The organism is Lactobacillus rodentium (genome assembly GCF_003423665.1).
Lineage (GTDB): Bacteria > Bacillota > Bacilli > Lactobacillales > Lactobacillaceae > Lactobacillus > Lactobacillus rodentium.
In genome coordinates this window covers 58,425-76,198 of sequence record NZ_BFBY01000007.1, presented here as the reverse complement: position 1 = coordinate 76,198, position 17,774 = coordinate 58,425, and the positions used below count along the sequence as shown (strand labels likewise).

The following is a 17,774-nucleotide window of genomic DNA, read 5'->3' as shown; positions in this document are numbered from 1 at the left end:
TTTCTTTGAAAAAAAGAAAAATTCCAATGCGTAAAGATTTATTAACCAATACAATGATGCCAAAAAAAGAATTGGTTAGAATTGTAATTGATAAAGATAAAAATGTTTCCGTAGATCCAACTGGAAAGAAATCTGGCCGAGGTGCTTATGTTTCTTTAATTCCAGAAAAGATTGCAGAAGCTCAAAAAGATCGGGTTCTTGAAAAGAGCTTAGGCGCAAAAGTACCACCTCAATTTTATGAGGATCTTTATGCATATGTGGATCATCAAAAAGCAAGAAAAGAATTATTTGGTGAAAACTATCGTGCAAAGTAAAGTACTGAATTTATTAGGTTTAGCGCAACGTGCTGGAAAATTAATAATTGGTTACGATGCGGTTAAACCAGCCTTATTGCAACATCAAATCAAAGTCTTAATTGTAGCTAAAGATCTTAGTGACAATACAAAAGATAAAATTATGTCAATTGCTAAACATAATAAAAATCTTGTAATTCTTAATGAATTTTCAAGTGAAGAATTAAAAAGTGCTTTAGGTAAAGAAAGAAAGTTACTTGCAATTAAGGATATTGGCTTTAGTCAAGCAATAACAAAATTAATTGATAAATAAAGGAGAGTGTTTGGATGGCTAAAAAAAGAATTTATGAAGTAGCTAAAGAACTAAACATCGATAACAAAACCGTAGTTGATAAAGCGAAGGAATTGGGATTTGATGTTAAAAGTCACATGTCTTCTTTAGATGATAATGAAGCAAAAAAACTTACTGAAGTTTTTTCTAAGAAACAAACTTCAGGTCAATCAAATTCATCAAAAAAGACAAAAATCAAAATTTCTGTTGGTGCCATCAGACGCCCAAAACATTCTGATAAAAAGAAGAATTTTTCTAATAAGAAGAATGACTCTAAAAAAACAGCGGGTCAAAATGAAAATCGTAAACGTGAAAAGAACAATAGACCAGCTGCGCGCGATTTATTAAAAGAATTGCAAGATAAGCAAAGAAAAGATTCTGTGGAATTAAATAAACAGACCGAACGTTCCCGTATGCAATACGAAAATAAACAAAATAAGAAGAAAAATACAACTAGAGAAGAAAATAATAAAGCTAGTGTTCCAGTAGAAGGAGCAGAAGCGGTAAAAGCACGTGTACAAGCCTCTAAAAAGGTAACTGGACCAAAGATTGTTAAACTTTCTCCAGCTCGTAACCAACAAAAGAAAGAAAAGCCTAGAGTAAGAAAAGTTACTCCAACTATTCCAAGTGCTCCAATTCAGGAACAAGACCAAAAGAGAAACAATAATCGTAAAAAAGACTTTGGTAAGCCTGGTCGCAAACATCATGAAGTTCCAGAATATGAACGTGAACGTAGTGATCATTCAGATAAGGCTAGACGTCGTCGTAATAAGAAGAATAAACGAAATAACCAAAGCCAAGAAGTTAAAAAACAACCTACCCAAAGAAAAGAACGTCCATTACCAGAAACTTTAGTATATGAAGAAGGAATGAACGCTCAAGATTTAGGAAAGATTCTTCACCGCGAACCAGCTGAAATCGTTAAAAAGTTGTTCATGCTTGGTGTTATGACCAACCAAAACCAATCTCTTGATAAAGATACAATTGAACTACTAGCAGCTGAATATGGTATTGAGGCCGAAGAAAAAGTTCATGAAGATATCTCTGATATCGATACTCTTTACACTAAAGAAGTTGAAGCATCAAAGAACTCTAAGAATCAAGTTAAGCGTCCACCAGTTGTAACAATTATGGGACACGTTGACCATGGTAAAACCACTTTACTTGACCGCTTACGTCATACTAATGTTTCTGAACATGAAGCTGGTGGTATTACTCAAAGTATTGGTGCATATCAAGTTAAATTAGATGATCGTAAGATTACATTCTTAGATACTCCTGGACATGCTGCCTTCTCAAATATGCGTGCTCGTGGTGCAGAAATCACTGATATTGTTGTTTTGGTAGTTGCCGCAGACGATGGCGTAATGCCTCAAACTATCGAGGCAATTGATCATGCCAAGAGTGCTGGTGTGCCAATCATTGTTGCTGTTAACAAGATTGATAAACCAGGTGCAAATCCTGATCATGTCATGGAAGAGTTAATGCAACATGGTTTGGTTCCAGAAGATTGGGGTGGGGACACTATCTTTGTAAAGATCTCTGCTAAGACTGGTGAAAATGTTGAAGATTTACTTCAAATGATTTTACTTCAAGCAGATGTCTTGGAATTAAAGGCTGATCCTGATCAAAAAGCAATTGGTACTGTTGTAGAAGCACGTCTTGATAAAGGACGTGGTCCAGTAGCCGACTTATTAGTACAACAAGGTACATTAAAAGTAGGAGATCCAATTGTTATTGGTGATACTTACGGCCGTGTACGTGTAATGACCAATGATAAAGGTCGTCGTATCAAAGAGGCAAAACCTTCAACTCCAGTAGAAATTACCGGTTTAAATGATGTTCCTAGTTCTGCAGATAAATTAGTTGTCTTTGATGATGAAAAGACTGCTAGAAATGTCGGTGAACAACGTGCTAAAAATGCTCTTGAAAAACAACGTGAAAATGTACAACATGTAACTCTTGATAATTTATTTGATACCATGAAGAAAGAGAACATGAAGTCAGTAGATATTGTGCTTAAAGCAGATGTTCAAGGTTCTGTTGAAGCACTCCAACAATCACTCGAAAAAATTGATGTTGAAGGTGTTCGAGTAAATATTATTCACGCTTCTGTAGGTGCTATTAATGAATCTGATGTTACATTAGCAGCTGCTTCAAATGCATTTATTATTGGGTTTAATGTTCGTCCAACTGCAACTGCTAAGGCTCAAGCTGAAAGTGAAGGCGTAGATATGCGTCTTTACAACATCATTTACAAGGCAATGGATGATGTTGAAGCAGCTATGAAGGGTATGCTTGAACCAACTTATGAAGAAAAAGTTACTGGTAACTTAACTGTCCGTGAAACTTGGAAAGTTTCTAAAGTTGGTACTATTGCTGGTGCCTTTGTAGATAGTGGCTATGTAACACGTGATTCTGGAATTCGTGTCATTAGAGATGGTATAGTTAAATATGATGGTAAAGTTGCTTCTCTTAAACGTTTCAAAGATGACGTTAAAGAAGTTAAGCAAGGTTTTGATTGTGGTTTAACTATTGAAAACTTCAATGATATCAAGGTCGATGATGAACTTGAAGCATATGAAATGCAAGAGGTTAAGCCTCAATAATAGGAGGCAAATATGAAACATAGAATTGGTCGTGTTGAAGGAGAAATTTTACGCGAATTAACAAAAATCTTGAGAAAAGATATTCGCGATCCACGCTTGAGCGATATAACTATTACTGCAGTTGAATGTACTAATGATTTATCCTATGCAACTGTTTACTACAGTTTATTAACTGAAGATCCAGAAAAGGAGAAAGAAGTTGCAGAGGCCTTAGACAAAGCTAAGGGAACCATGCGACACTTATTAGGACAAACTTTAACTGTATATAAAGTTCCAGAATTGATTTTTAAGCGGGACACTTCTGTAGCCTATGGTAGTAAAATCGACGACTTGATTCGCCAAGTAAAAAAGGCTGATCAAGAGCGAGAAAATAAATAATATTAAAAGGCGTCAATCAAGTTGTTGACGCCTTTTAATTTAATTATTAGGAGAATTTTGATGTTAAATGGTATTGTTGTTCTGAATAAAGAACGAGGAATGACTAGTAGCGACTGTGTCTATAAGTTAAGAAAGCTTCTTCATATTAGAAAAATTGGTCATGCTGGTACTTTGGATCCAGAAGTAAATGGGGTATTACCAATTGCAATTGGTCAAGCTACCAAATTAATTGAATTAATGCACGAAGAACCGAAGGCTTATATTGGAACAGGAAGATTTGGTTTAGCAACTGATAGCTATGATCTAGAAGGAAAAATTCTTGAAACTAAGGCAGTAGAAAAGCCTTTTACACGGGATGAAATTAGTAGTGGAATGGAAAAATTAACTGGAGAATTAGAACAAGTTCCACCAATTTATTCGGCAGTTAGGGTGAATGGGATGCGTTTATATGAATATGCTAGAAAAAATATTCCAGTTGAACGTCCTAAAAGAAAAGTTGAAGTATTTAACTATCAATTAACTAATGAATTAAGGTATGATAAAGAACATAAAACCCAGGACTTTGATTTTGCAATTAAATGTTCTAAGGGAACCTATGTTCGCTCTTTAGTTAATGACTTAGGAACGCACTTAAATATGCCTGCAGTAATGACGAGTTTGACGCGAATTGCTAGTTCAGGATTTAATATTAATCATGCGGTTTGTTTAGCTGATATTGAAAAAAATCTTGATTATCCAGAGAAATGGTTACAAGCAATTGATGACTTTTTCAGTGATTATCCAACGATAGATTTGACACAAGATCAATTTAATCGTGTAAAAAATGGAGCTGCGATTAAATTAAATATTCCAAGGGAAAAAGTGGCATTGAGATTTAATAATAAAATAAAGGCAATTTATAAAAAAGTAGGGCAAGATTATCGTCCTGTTTTAATGCTTTTAAACAACGAATAAAGAGGAATCAGAAGTGAAAGTAATTTCAATAAAGTTTCCAATTAAGGAAAAGCCCATAAAAGAAAATATGGTTGTGGCTTTAGGCTTCTTCGATGGTCTCCATTGTGGTCATCAGGCCTTAATTAAGCATGCTAAAGAAATTGCAGCTAAGAAAGGGTTACCTTTGGGTGTAATGACTTTTAACCGTCATCCAAAAGAAATTTACCAGAATGATAAAACTTTTGTATATCTTAATACTTTAAAAGAAAAAGAAGAAAAGTTAGCTAAATTGAATGTTGATTATATGTTAGTCGTGGATTTTGATGAAAACTTTAGTAAATTAGAACCACAGGAATTTATCGATCAAGTGGTGCTTAAATTAAATATTGATACTGCAGTTGTTGGTTTTGATTATACATATGGACCTAAAGATGTGGCTAATATTGAAAATTTACCAAAATTTGTTAAAGGAAGGTTTGATATTGTGGTTGAACCAAAGCATATGGAGGCTGGACAAAAAGTTGGCTCTACCAACATTCGTCATGCCATTGAAACCGGTAAAATTGAATTAGCTAATAAACTTTTAGGCGCACCTTATACAACTTCAGGAATTATTGTAAAAGGTTATCGTCGCGGACATACAATTGGATTTCCTACTGCTAATTTAAAAGTTGAGGGAGATAAGGTTATTCCAGCTGAAGGCGTTTATGCAACTCGTACACTAATTGATGGTAAATGGTATAATTCTATGACTAGTGTCGGCTACAATGATACTTTTGAAAATAAAGAGTTAACGATTGAATCGCATTTATTTGGCTTTGATGAAGAAGCTTATGGGAAAGCAATGACAATTGCTTGGTATAAATATATGCGTGGTAATGAAAAATTTGCCGGTATTCCTGAGTTAAGCGCGCAGTTAAAGAAGGACCAAGAAGATATTCAAAAGTATTTTAACCAGTTGGACAAAAAATAAATATTAAATTATAATTTTGGCATCAATTGAAATTCATTATGAAAGAGGGATTGCCGTTGCGTTAATTAATCTTGCAATTATGTGTAGTTAAATAAAATTTCTTTTATTAAAAGAGTTTTTTTGTACACTTTGTTACAAGGTTAATTATAGAGGGTAATCCTTCTTTTGATATCCCAATTAGCTCATACAATACCTTACTCATACTGAAGGAAAAGAGTCTATACTTGTGCAAAGTGTAGACTCTTTTTGCATGAGGGGATTAATTTATAAAAAATATTTAGCACTCAGCTTGCATTATTGCTAAAGTTTGATATCATTATAATTGTTAGCACAGTAAAAACTTGAGTGCTAATAAAGGGGCGATATAAATGTTGACCGAACGGCAAGAGTTAATTTTAAAAACTATTATTAAAGACTTCACGCAAATGCATGAGCCTGTTGGCTCAAAGACCGTTATGTCCCAATTACCAATAAAGGTTTCTAGTGCAACAATTCGTAATGAAATGGCAGCTTTGGAAGAAGCTGGATTATTAGAAAAGACCCATTCATCTAGTGGAAGAATTCCTTCAACTTTGGGTTATCGTTATTATCTCGATCATCTTATTAATCCAGTCCAAGTTCCTAGTTCAATTTATGAAAAAATTGGCTATCAGCTAGATCAGCCATTTCATCAAGTAAATGAAATAGTACAAGAAGCAGCAAAGATCTTATCTGATTTGACTGATTATACTGCTTTTGCGGCTGGTCCTGAAACAAAGGATATTAAAATTACAGGCTTTAGGATCGTGCCACTTTCTCCATATCAAGTAATGGCAATCTTGGTTACTGATGATGGTAATGTTAAAAATCAAGTTTATACTTTACCACATAGTGCCAAGGCTGAAGAGATTGAAAAGGCAGTTAATTTAATCAATAGTTATTTAGTAGGTAAATCTTTAAGTGAAATTAATTCTTCACTTTTAAATGAAATTTCACAACAATTAGTCAATCGTTCATCAGCAACACAAATAGTAGATTTATTGCAAGATGTAATTAAAGATGCTGCTAGTGAACAGATGTATGTTGATGGGCAAATTAACTTACTTAATAATTTTGAAAGCAATGATGTATCTCAAATTAAATCATTGTATGAATTAATCAATCAAAAAGAAGATCTTATTTCGAATTTAATAGACTTTAAACCTGATGATATGGTTGGAAAAGGTAATTCTAAAATTCAAGTTAAGCTTGGTTCTGAATTGCCATCTGACCTATTAAAGAATTATAGTTTATTAACTGCTGAATATAATGTTGGTAAATATGGCAAAGGGACAATCGCTCTTTTAGGTCCGACGAATATGCCGTACTCGCAGATGATCGGATTACTCGATTACTTTAGAGATGAGTTAGCTAAAAAGCTACTCGATTACTACGGTAGATTTAAATAGAGGAGGTTAGCTGTGAGTAAAGAAGAATTTCCACATGAAAAAGATTTAAAAGAAGAAGATTCATCAGCTCATAAAAAAGATTCTGAAGCAAAAGAAAATAGTAAAAAAACTGAAGAAGCAAAAAAAACAAGTAAAGAAGATAGTGAAGCTAAAGTTAACGAACTTGAATTAAAGATTACTGCTTTAACTGAAAAGAATAAGGAACTTGAGGACAAGTACCTTAGAAGTGAAGCGGAAAATCAAAATATGCAAAATCGTTATGCTAAAGAGCGGGCTCAATTGATTAAATATGAGTCACAAAATTTAGCCAAAGATGTCTTGCCTGCAATGGATAACTTGGAACGAGCTTTAGCTGTTAAAGCTGATGATGAAGCAGCTCTACAATTACAAAAGGGTGTTCAAATGACTTTGGATGCTTTAGTTAGAGCCATGAATGACCACGGTATTACTGAAATAAAGGCTGAGGGTGAAAAGTTTGACCCTAACTTACATCAAGCAGTGCAAACAGTAGCTGCAGAAAATGATGAGCAGAAGGACCATGTAGTTCAAGTTTTACAAAAGGGATATCAATATAAAGATCGTACGTTAAGACCAGCAATGGTTGTTGTCGCACAATAACGAAAGGAAGTAAATTTAGATGTCAAAAGTTATTGGAATTGACCTAGGTACTACTAACTCAGCAGTAGCTGTCTTAGAAGGAAAAGAACCAAAAATTATTACTAACCCTGAAGGTAGTCGTACTACTCCTTCTGTAGTTGCTTTTAAAGATGGTGAAATTCAAGTTGGTGAAGCAGCAAAAAGACAAGCTATCACTAACCCAAACACTATCACTTCAATTAAGAGTCACATGGGTGAAGAAGGATACAAAGTTAAAGTTGGAGATAAAGAATATACTCCTCAAGAAATCTCTGCAATGATTTTGCAATACATCAAGAAGTTCTCAGAAGATTATCTTGGTGAAGAAGTAACTGATGCAGTTATTACTGTTCCTGCATACTTCAATGATGCCCAAAGACAAGCAACTAAGGATGCTGGTAAAATTGCTGGTTTAAATGTTCAAAGAATTATTAACGAACCTACTGCAAGTTCACTTGCTTATGGTTTGGATAAAGATGATGCCGATGAAAAGATCTTAGTATATGACCTTGGTGGTGGTACTTTTGATGTTTCTGTCCTTGAATTAGGTGACGGTGTCTTCCAAGTTTTATCTACTAATGGGGATACTCATTTAGGTGGGGATGACTTCGATAAGAAGATTATGGATTGGTTGATCCAAAACTTTAAAGCAGAAAATGGCATTGATCTTTCTCAAGATAAGATGGCCTTACAACGTTTGAAAGATGCTGCTGAAAAGGCTAAGAAAGATTTATCAGGTGTTTCTTCAACCCACATTTCACTTCCATTCATCTCAGCTGGCGAAGCTGGTCCACTTCACTTAGAAGCAGACTTAACTCGTGCCAAATTTGATGAATTAACTAATGATTTAGTTGAAAAGACTAAGGTTCCATTTGATAACGCCTTAAAGGATGCAGGTTTATCAGTAGGTGATATCGATAAGGTTATCTTAAATGGTGGTTCAACTCGTATTCCAGCTGTTCAAGAAGCTGTTAAGAAATGGGCAGGTAAAGAACCTGATCACTCAATTAACCCTGATGAAGCTGTTGCCCTTGGTGCCGCAATTCAAGGTGGTGTTATCTCTGGTGATGTTAAGGATGTTGTTTTACTTGATGTTACCCCATTATCATTAGGTATTGAAACTATGGGTGGTGTCTTCACTAAGTTAATTGATAGAAATACTACTATTCCTACTTCAAAGAGCCAAATCTTCTCAACTGCTGCTGATAACCAACCAGCTGTAGATGTTCACGTTTTACAAGGTGAACGTCCAATGGCCGCTGACGACAAGACACTTGGACGCTTTGAATTAACTGATATTCCACCTGCACCACGTGGTGTTCCACAAATCCAAGTTACTTTTGATATCGACAAAAACGGTATCGTAAACGTATCAGCTAAGGATATGGGTACTGGTAAGGAACAAAAGATTACTATTAAATCTTCATCTGGTTTATCTGACGAAGAAATCAACCGTATGCAAAAAGAAGCAGAAGAACACGCTGAAGAAGATAACAAGAAGAAAGAAGAAGTTGACTTACGTAATGAAGTTGACCAATTAATCTTTACTACCGAAAAGACTTTAAAAGAAGTTGACGGTAAAGTTCCTGAAGATGAAGTTAAGAAAGTAAAGGATGCCTTAGAAGACTTAAAGAAGGCTCAAAAAGATAATAACCTTGAAGATATGAAGGCTAAGAAGGATGCTTTATCTAAAGTAGCTCAAGACTTAGCAGTTAAGCTTTATCAACAAAATGGTGGAGCACAAGGTGGTCCTCAAGGTCCAAACCCACAAGGTGGTCAACCAAATGATAATTCAAATGGTAATGATGATGGCCCAACAGTTGATGGTGATTTTCACAAGTAAAGTGGGTATAATATAAATACCATTTAGAAAAGAACTGCGCTGCGTAGTTCTTTTCTTTTATGAATTAAAGGAGTTTATAAATGGCACAACGTGATTATTATGAAGTGCTGGGTGTTAATAAAAATGCAACCGATAAAGAAATCAGTTCTGCTTATCGAAAGTTAGCAAAAAAATATCACCCAGACATCAACCATGAACCTGGTGCTGAAGAAAAATATAAAGAAGTAAATGAAGCTTACGAAGTGCTTCATGATAAGCAAAAGCGGGCTCAATATGATCAATTTGGTCAGGCTGGCGTGAATGGTCAAGGCGGCTTTGGTGGTCAAGGTGGTTTTGGCAATGCTGGTCAAGGTTTTGGCGGTTTTGGTGACTTTAGTGATATTTTTAATGATATTTTTGGTGGTGGCCGTAGTCGTCGAGCTGATCCTTCCGCACCACAAAAGGGTCAAGATTTGGATTATACTTTAGATCTTGATTTTATGGATGCGATTAAGGGTAAAAAGACCCAAGTTTCTTATAATCGTGATGAAGTTTGTGAGACCTGTCATGGTACTGGCGCAGAAAAGGGTACACATCCAATTACTTGTGATAAATGTCATGGTTCAGGTGTGGTTATGCAATCTCATCAAACCCCATTTGGCATGATGCAACAACAAGTTGTTTGTGATAAATGTAATGGCCGTGGTCAAATTATTGAACATCCATGTCAAACTTGTCATGGTAAAGGAACTGTTGAAAAGAAACATACGGTTCAAATTGATGTACCAGCTGGAATTGATAATGGCCAACAAATGCGTAAAAATGGTGATGGTGAAGCCGGTAAAAATGGTGGACCATATGGAGATTTATTCATCGTCTTTAGGGTAAAACCAAGTAAGAAATTTACTCGGCGTGGAACGACAATTTATACAGAAGAACCAATTTCATTTGCTCAAGCTGCCCTAGGTGATCAAATTCAAGTTGATACTGTTGATGGAAAAGTTACTCTTAAAATTCCTGAAGGTACCCAACCTAATACTCACTTTAAATTAAGAGGAGAAGGTGTACCTAAGCTAAATAGTAGTGGCCGTGGAGATCAAGAAGTAACCGTTAAAGTCCAAATTCCAAAGAAGATGAATGACAAGCAAAAAGAGGCCTTGGTAGATTATGTTAAGGCTGGCGGGGGAAATATTACTCCGCAAGAGAAGAATTTCTTTGAAAGAATGAAAGATAAGCTTGATCTTCATTAGTAAGTAATTTCGACAAGTTAAAAAGAATAGGAAAATTTTCCTATTCTTTTTCTTTTGTTTTGGCCCTTTGCTATAATTAAATAAGTGAAAAAGGTGAATTTATGGATATTAAAAAATTAAAAGAGTACCAAAAACATATTAGAAACTTTTCAATTGTAGCACATATTGACCATGGAAAATCTACAATTGCTGATCGAATTTTAGAATTAACAGATACTGTTTCAAAAAGACAATTAAAAGAACAATTACTTGATGATATGCCATTAGAACGTCAACGTGGTATTACTATCAAGTTAAACTCAGTGCAAGTAAAGTATCATGCAAAAAATGGAGAAGACTATATTTTTCACTTAATTGACACTCCAGGACACGTTGATTTTTCTTATGAAGTTTCGCGTTCTTTAGCGGCTTGTGAAGGAGCACTTTTAGTAGTTGATGCGACTCAAGGTGTGCAAGCGCAAACTTTGGCTAATACATACTTAGCCATTGATGATGATCTAGAAATTTTACCTGTTATCAATAAGATTGATTTACCTTCAGCTGACCCAGAAATGTGCAAGGGTGAAATTGAAGAAATGATTGGCTTGGACGCAGAGGATGCGGTTGAAGTTTCTGGTAAAACTGGACAAGGAATTCCTGAATTATTGGAAAGAATTGTCCAAGATATTCCTGCTCCTCAAGGAGATATTGAGGCTCCATTAAAAGCTTTAATTTTTGATTCAAAATATGATGATTATCGTGGAGTTGTTTTAGCAGTAAGAATTGAAGAAGGAACTGTTAAACCTGGTGATAAAATCAGAATTATGAATACCGGTAAAGATTTTGAAGTAACAGAAGTAGGTGTATCTAGTCCTAATCCAGTTAAAAAGGATATGTTGATTGCGGGGGATGTAGGTTATATTACTGCTAACATTAAATCAGTTCGTGAAACTCGCGTTGGTGATACCATTACTAGTGCCGAAAATCCTACTCCTGAACCATTGCCTGGATATCGTCAAATTCCCCCAATGGTTTATTCCGGAATGTATCCCGTTGACAATCAAAAATATGATGATTTAAAAGAAGCATTGCAAAAGTTGCAATTAAATGATGCTGCACTTGAATTTGAACCTGAAACTTCGCAGGCTCTTGGTTTCGGTTTCCGTTGTGGTTTCTTAGGCTTACTTCATATGGATGTAGTCCAAGAAAGACTGGAACAAGAATTCGGCATTGATTTGATTATGACTGCACCAAGTGTTGACTATCATGCAATTATGAATGATGGTTCAACGAAGTTAATTGATAATCCAGCTGATTTACCAGAAGCAGGTGAATATAAGGAAGTTCAAGAGCCTTATGTTAAGGCAGAGATCATGGTGCCGGAAGATTATGTTGGTCCTGTAATGGAATTGTGTCAACGTAAACGCGGTGAATTTATCACCATGGATTATATGGATAAATATCGCGTTAATGTTAAATATAATATGCCACTTGCCGAAATAATTTTTGACTTCTTTGATGATTTGAAATCTTCAACTAAGGGGTATGCATCCCTTGATTATGAAATTACTGGCTATCGCGCAACCAATTTGGTTAAGATTGATATGTTACTCAATAAGGAACCAATTGATGCTTTGAGTTTTATTGCACATCGTGACGAAGCTCAAGCACGTGCACGTCAAATGACTACTTTACTTAAGAAATTGATTCCACGCCAAAACTTTGAAGTGGATATTCAAGGAGCAATTGGTGCTAAGATTATTTCACGTGCTACAATTAAACCATATCGTAAAGATGTTACTTGGAAGATTCATACTGGTGATCCAGATCGTCGGGCTAAGTTACTTGAAAAGCAACGTCGTGGTAAGAAGCGAATGAAAGCAGTTGGTAAAGTAGAAGTACCACAAGATGCTTTCATGGCAGTATTGCAGATGAACGATGAAGATATCAAAGGAAAATAAAATGAATAAAAATGAGAAAAAGAAAACTTCAAAAAAGGTAATCTGGTTAAGAGTAGCAGCTGTTATTCTTCTAATTATTGGTTTGGGGATGATTTTTAATGCCCAAATTCGTGATTATATGGTAGCTCAAAATCAATCTTCTGCATTGAAAAAATTAGATCGAAGTACGATTGAAAAAAATGAAAAGAAAAAAGGAATGTTTGATTATTCAAAGGTTCAAGAAATTGATTTTAGCCAAGTTACTAAATCTCGTGTCAAAAATACTGCTGATGCGATTGGTGCACTTGCAGTTCCTGCAGTTAAAATGTACTTACCAATTATGAAGGGACTAAGTAATGATGCTATGTCCACTGGTGGTGGTACAATGCGTGCTGATCAAGTGATGGGAAAGGGTAATTATCCTCTAGCTGGACACTATATGACTGCCAAAGGCGTATTATTCTCCCCATTAGAAAATACTAAGGTCGGAGAAAAAGTTTATCTAACTGACTTGAAGAAGATTTATGTTTATAAAATATACATGAAGAAAAAGGTTGATCCGACTGCGGTGTGGTTAGTAAATAATACTAAACAAAACATTGTAACTTTAATTACTTGTGCTGACGGTGGTGTAAATCGTTGGGCAGTTAGAGGTAATTTGATTAAGACTGAAAAAGCAACGGATAAGAACCTACAAGTCTTTAAATTAAAATAAAATTTTTAGCTTAATGATACAACTGAAGTATGATTAAGCTTTTTATTTGTTTTAAAACTAAATTGCGTAGAAAGTTTTTTCTTAATATAATAGTTAGTATCTGTTAAAAATTATTTATTACTTAGAACTTGAAGTGTTTAGAATATGAAATGGAAACAAAGACAAGCTAGTCCCTTAGCTGAAGAATTGATTGATGAATTTCAACTTAGCCCCATTCAGGCTAAGTTGTTTTCATTAAGGGAGATTAATACGGCCGAAAAATTAGAAAAATGGTTCAATGCGTCTGAATATGATTTGGCCGATCCATACTTAATGCATGATATGGATAAGACTATTGAAAGAATCAATCAAGCAATAGATAATGGTGAAAAAATCACTATTTATGGTGATTATGATGCTGATGGAATTACTTCTACTAGTATTATGGTCGAAACTCTTTCTATTTTAGGAGCTGATGTTCATTACTTTATTCCGGACCGTTTTAAAGATGGCTATGGACCAAATTTAGAGCGCTATAAAGAATTAATTGAAAATGGTACTAATTTAATAATTACGGTTGATAATGGAGTTACTGGAGTAGAAGAAGTTAAATACGCTAAAGAGCATGGGGTAGATACAATAATCACTGATCACCATACTTTTCAAAGTGAAGTGCCTGAGGCTTACGCAATCATGCACTGTAATTATCCAGGACAAAAATATCCTTTTGATGATTATTGTGGAGCTGGTGTAGCTTATACGATTTGTCGCGCGCTTATGGATGATTCAATGAGTGACATGCTTGAATTAGCAATGATTGGAACTATTGGGGATATGGTTAAAGTAACTGGTGAAGGTCATATCATTGTTAAACGCGGCTTAGAAATGATCAATCAAAGTGAGCGCCCGGGATTACGTACCTTAATTAAATTATCGGGGCTTAATTTGGGTCAAATTACAGCAACGGATATTGGTTTTAATATTGCGCCTCGTTTAAATGCTGTTGGACGTTTAGCAAATGCTGAATTAGCGGTGCAATTGCTCTTAACTGATGATGAAGATGAGGCGCAACAAATTGCTCAACAAATTGAAGATTTAAATGAAAAACGTAAAGAATTAACGAGTGAAGTATTTCAAGCATGTTTACAAGAAGTAAAAGAAAAAGGGTGGCAACATACTAATACCTTAGTGATCTATAATCCAGACTTTCATGAAGGAGTTTTGGGTTTAGTTGCTAATAAGATAGTAGAAGCGCTTCATAAACCAACGATCGTACTTACTAAAAATGAAGCAGGGGAAATTAAAGGTTCAGGTAGATCAGTAGAAGGTTTTAATATTTTTGATGCTTTGGAACCTTTAAAGGGTGATATCTTAACAAAGTTTGGTGGTCATGATTTTGCCTGTGGTCTTTCCCTACAAGAAAAAGACATTAATCGTTTAAGAAAAAATTTTGAAGAAAACTTCCATGTTAGTGATAGTTTAGAAGAAAAAGAATATGATATGGAATTGCCAATGTCTGAATTACGGCCTGAATTAATGAATCAAATTAATTTAGTGGGACCTTTTGGGACTGGTAATCCAGAGCCGATTTTTTCAATTACTGAACCACAGATTTCTCATTTCTTTAAAATGGGTAAGGATAAGAATCATGTTAAATTTACAGCAAGTAAAAATGGTGGAAACCTAGAAGTAGTTGGCTTTAATAAGGGATATTTAAATTCAAATATTCTTTCTTTTGTTAAAACTTTGTACCTTACTTTATCTTTAAATCAATGGCGTAATAAAGTTAGCTTACAAGGGATGATTGATGATATTGCTTATGGTGCTCCGCAGTTAGCAGTACCAACGAAGGTCATCGATTTGCGAAAAGAAGATTATATTATGGGTTTTGCTGATCGATATTTGTTATTTGATAAAAAACTTATTCCCTGGGTAGAAAATGGCCTCGGAATTAACAAAGATCATATCAGTTTAGTAAAAGATTATGATTTAAACAATGAAACGGCTGTTTTATTAGATACTCCACGTAATAAAGCTGAATTAGACCAGGCGTTAAATAATGAATATGCCCAACTATATCTAAGATTTATTTTGGATGAATTACCAGTTCAAAGCATTCCCAATAAAGATGCTTTTGGTAAAATTTTGAAATATATCTATGCCCATCCCGAACTTAGCTTAGATGACTACCAAGAAGTAGCTCCCTACTTAGGATTAGACTATGATAGTATTTTATTCATTCTACGAGTATTTTTTGAATTAAAATTCGTAACTTATCAGGATGGCAAGATTATTGCTGAAAAAAATCCTGAGAAAAAACCGCTCACTACTTCTAACTATTTACAGGGAGTTAATGCGCAAATAAAATTTATGCAACAGTTAAGACATATGCCAACTGAACAGTTAATAAATTATGTTAAACAAATGATGTTATAAAAAGATATATTTTATTAAAAACGGTCCTTAGACTGTTTTTTTGTTCCATTTCTGGTAAAATAGAACAGTCAAAGACTTATTATAGTTTTTAAAGTCAAAGGAGAGGTCAGCTTTATATGTCAGTTGATTTTAAGAAGTACATTGCCAGTGTGCAAAATTTCCCTAATGAAGGAATTGTTTTTCGCGATATTACCCCAATCTTACAAGATGGTAAATTATATCGTGCTGCTACCCACGAATTAGCGGAATATGCTAAAAGTCGTGGTGCAGAAGTAATTGTTGGACCAGAAGCACGTGGCTTTATTGTGGGGTGTCCAGTAGCGACTGAATTAGGCCTTGGTTTTGTTCCTGCACGTAAACCTGGTAAATTACCTCGTGAAACTGAAAAGGCTTCTTATGATTTAGAATATGGTTCTAATTCACTTGAAATGCATAAAGATGCAATTAAACCAGGTCAAAAAGTAGTTATTTGTGATGACTTAATGGCTACCGCTGGTACTTTACACGCAACTAAAGAATTAGTTGAAAGAATGGGTGGCGAAGTTGTCGGCGCAGCATTTTATATTGAACTTCCAGATTTAAAGGGAAGAGAGAAGTTCCCAGATACTGATATTTTCAGTTTAGTTCAAATGGAAGGCGCTTAAAAAATATCCTTAGTTAATTAATTAACTAAGGATATTTTTATGTTTTGAATGCATTTTAATTGAACTAGAATTTTTTCTTAACTATGATGATTATATAGTTAGGAGATGTAAAAGATGAAAAAAATTATGTATTCAGGAACAATTTTATTGGGATTAATTGCTGTAACTTGCGGTGTTTATTCATGGCATATGGATATTATTCACACTTACAAAAGAAATAAAAAGCAAAATTAATTAAATATTTATCTATCAAAAAAGCTTTCGAAATGTATTTCGAAAGCTTTTTCGTTTTAAATTTTACTTGATAGTTTAGTGAATCCAGCCAGCAATAAGTGGTAAAATCCAAATCCAGAAAATACAACTTACTGCAAAGACTACGGTAGAAACTGCAACAGTACTTGCACCTTCCTTAACGTAGATTTTGAAGCGACTGGAAATGATGATTCCTGAGAATGCAGGTGGAAGACCAGTTGCTAAAGCTAGCATTGAAATCTTGTGAGGTTCAAATCCCATACCAATTATATAAGCAAAAGCAACGATAATTGCAGGTGTCAAGAATAAGCGGAAGAAGGTGTTCCAGATAACTTCTTTGTTAACGGCAAATTTAACAGTTGATAAAGCAACACCAGCTGCTAAAACAGCAACACCAGCATTTGCTTTAGCAATTAAGTCAAATGTTGGATCCCAAGAATTTGGAATTCTAAGTCCGGTTAATACAAATAAAACAGCTAATAAAGGAGCGGCGGCAACGGGCTTTTTAATGGCACTAATAATAGATTCCATAATATGAGAATTGCCTTTTGACTTTTTCTTTTTATCATCTTTATCATCGCTGTCACTGGTGTTATCAGAAGTAGCTGCTTCTTTGTCTTGGGCTAATCCTTTATTAATTAAGAAAAGTCCAAGAGGAATGGTAATGGCATTAACGACAATTGAAACAATTCCGATAACTAGGTTAGTAGTAACGTCGTTACCATAAATAGGATCCAATACCGCAAAACCTAAAAATCCAATTGTTGGGGATCCTGCAATCAAAGCACAGACGGCAGCTTGTTGTGTTGAACGGTGAAAGAGTAATTTATCTAAGTAATAACTTACCATAAACAAACCTACAACACCGACAACAGAAACAATAGTTAGTCGAATGTCTTTTACAAACATTGAACGAGTTGCCTTAACAATTGAAATAAATAATGCTGCTGGTAAGGCAATATCTAGGACTAATTTATTAAGTCCTTGTAATTGATCACTATCAAAAAAGTCTAATTTCCCACATATATATCCTAAAATCATCAGGATTAATATGGGGATAATATCATCTACAATTATTGAAACCATATATACCTCCAATAAATTTTTTTATATCTTTACACAGCAAGTATGCCGACAAAAATTGATAAAAACAACTAAAACGACTTATTATTTTAAA

At 34.6% G+C, this 17,774-nt stretch carries 15 protein-coding genes; 14 read left to right on the top strand and 1 reads right to left on the bottom strand.

Annotated features, from left to right (window positions below):
- Positions 1–5: 5 nt before the first annotated feature.
- The 14 genes from rnpM (at position 6) to LrDSM24759_RS05370 (ending at position 16,345) form a co-directional block, all read left to right on the top strand.
- Complete coding sequence (gene rnpM / locus LrDSM24759_RS05435; RefSeq protein WP_117118479.1) at positions 6–314, top strand: RNase P modulator RnpM; 309 nt, start codon at positions 6–8, stop codon at positions 312–314.
- Positions 292–606 carry a L7Ae/L30e/S12e/Gadd45 family ribosomal protein gene (locus LrDSM24759_RS05430; RefSeq protein WP_245953341.1) on the top strand — a complete coding sequence of 105 codons (315 nt, stop codon included), beginning with the start codon at positions 292–294 and terminating at the stop codon, positions 604–606. The genes rnpM and LrDSM24759_RS05430 overlap by 23 nt, the downstream gene beginning before the upstream one ends.
- Positions 607–620: 14 nt before the next feature.
- A complete protein-coding gene (gene infB / locus LrDSM24759_RS05425; RefSeq protein ID WP_117118477.1) occupies positions 621–3,233 on the top strand; it encodes a translation initiation factor IF-2 in 2,613 nt (870 codons plus the stop codon).
- A 12-nt stretch (positions 3,234–3,245) separates the two neighbouring features.
- Complete coding sequence (locus LrDSM24759_RS05420; protein WP_117118476.1) at positions 3,246–3,611, top strand: ribosome-binding factor A; 366 nt, start codon at positions 3,246–3,248, stop codon at positions 3,609–3,611.
- Between the two features lie 60 nt (positions 3,612–3,671).
- Positions 3,672–4,565, top strand: a complete 894-nt coding sequence (gene truB, locus LrDSM24759_RS05415) for a tRNA pseudouridine(55) synthase TruB (protein ID WP_117118475.1) — start codon at positions 3,672–3,674, stop codon at positions 4,563–4,565.
- Between the two features lie 13 nt (positions 4,566–4,578).
- On the top strand, positions 4,579–5,517 hold the full coding sequence (ribF, locus tag LrDSM24759_RS05410; RefSeq protein WP_117118474.1) for a riboflavin biosynthesis protein RibF: 939 nt from the start codon (positions 4,579–4,581) through the stop codon (positions 5,515–5,517).
- Positions 5,518–5,885: 368 nt separating this feature from the next.
- Positions 5,886–6,944 (top strand): heat-inducible transcriptional repressor HrcA, encoded by a 1,059-nt coding sequence (gene hrcA / locus LrDSM24759_RS05405; protein WP_117118473.1) that lies wholly within the window; start codon positions 5,886–5,888, stop codon positions 6,942–6,944.
- A 12-nt stretch (positions 6,945–6,956) separates the two neighbouring features.
- Complete coding sequence (grpE, locus tag LrDSM24759_RS05400; protein WP_117118472.1) at positions 6,957–7,562, top strand: nucleotide exchange factor GrpE; 606 nt, start codon at positions 6,957–6,959, stop codon at positions 7,560–7,562.
- 19 nt (positions 7,563–7,581) lie between these two features.
- Positions 7,582–9,423, top strand: a complete 1,842-nt coding sequence (gene dnaK, locus LrDSM24759_RS05395) for a molecular chaperone DnaK (protein WP_117118471.1) — start codon at positions 7,582–7,584, stop codon at positions 9,421–9,423.
- Positions 9,424–9,503: 80 nt separating this feature from the next.
- On the top strand, positions 9,504–10,652 hold the full coding sequence (gene dnaJ / locus LrDSM24759_RS05390; RefSeq protein ID WP_117118470.1) for a molecular chaperone DnaJ: 1,149 nt from the start codon (positions 9,504–9,506) through the stop codon (positions 10,650–10,652).
- Positions 10,653–10,753: 101 nt separating this feature from the next.
- Positions 10,754–12,592 carry a translation elongation factor 4 gene (gene lepA, locus LrDSM24759_RS05385; protein WP_117118469.1) on the top strand — a complete coding sequence of 613 codons (1,839 nt, stop codon included), beginning with the start codon at positions 10,754–10,756 and terminating at the stop codon, positions 12,590–12,592.
- 1 nt (position 12,593) lies between these two features.
- Positions 12,594–13,286: a class A sortase gene (locus tag LrDSM24759_RS05380; RefSeq protein ID WP_117118468.1), complete on the top strand. Its 693-nt coding sequence runs from the start codon at positions 12,594–12,596 to the stop codon at positions 13,284–13,286.
- A gap of 144 nt (positions 13,287–13,430) precedes the next feature.
- Positions 13,431–15,701, top strand: coding sequence for a single-stranded-DNA-specific exonuclease RecJ (recJ, locus tag LrDSM24759_RS05375; protein ID WP_117118467.1), 2,271 nt, complete (start codon positions 13,431–13,433; stop codon positions 15,699–15,701).
- A 116-nt stretch (positions 15,702–15,817) separates the two neighbouring features.
- The gene (locus tag LrDSM24759_RS05370) at positions 15,818–16,345 is read left to right on the top strand and encodes an adenine phosphoribosyltransferase (protein WP_117118466.1); all 528 of its coding nucleotides are present in this window, start codon (positions 15,818–15,820) and stop codon (positions 16,343–16,345) included.
- A gap of 309 nt (positions 16,346–16,654) precedes the next feature.
- Here the strand turns inward: LrDSM24759_RS05370 and LrDSM24759_RS05365 are convergent, their stop codons facing one another.
- Positions 16,655–17,683, bottom strand: coding sequence for an AEC family transporter (locus LrDSM24759_RS05365; protein WP_117118465.1), 1,029 nt, complete (start codon positions 17,681–17,683; stop codon positions 16,655–16,657).
- Between the last annotated feature and the right edge of the window lie 91 nt (positions 17,684–17,774).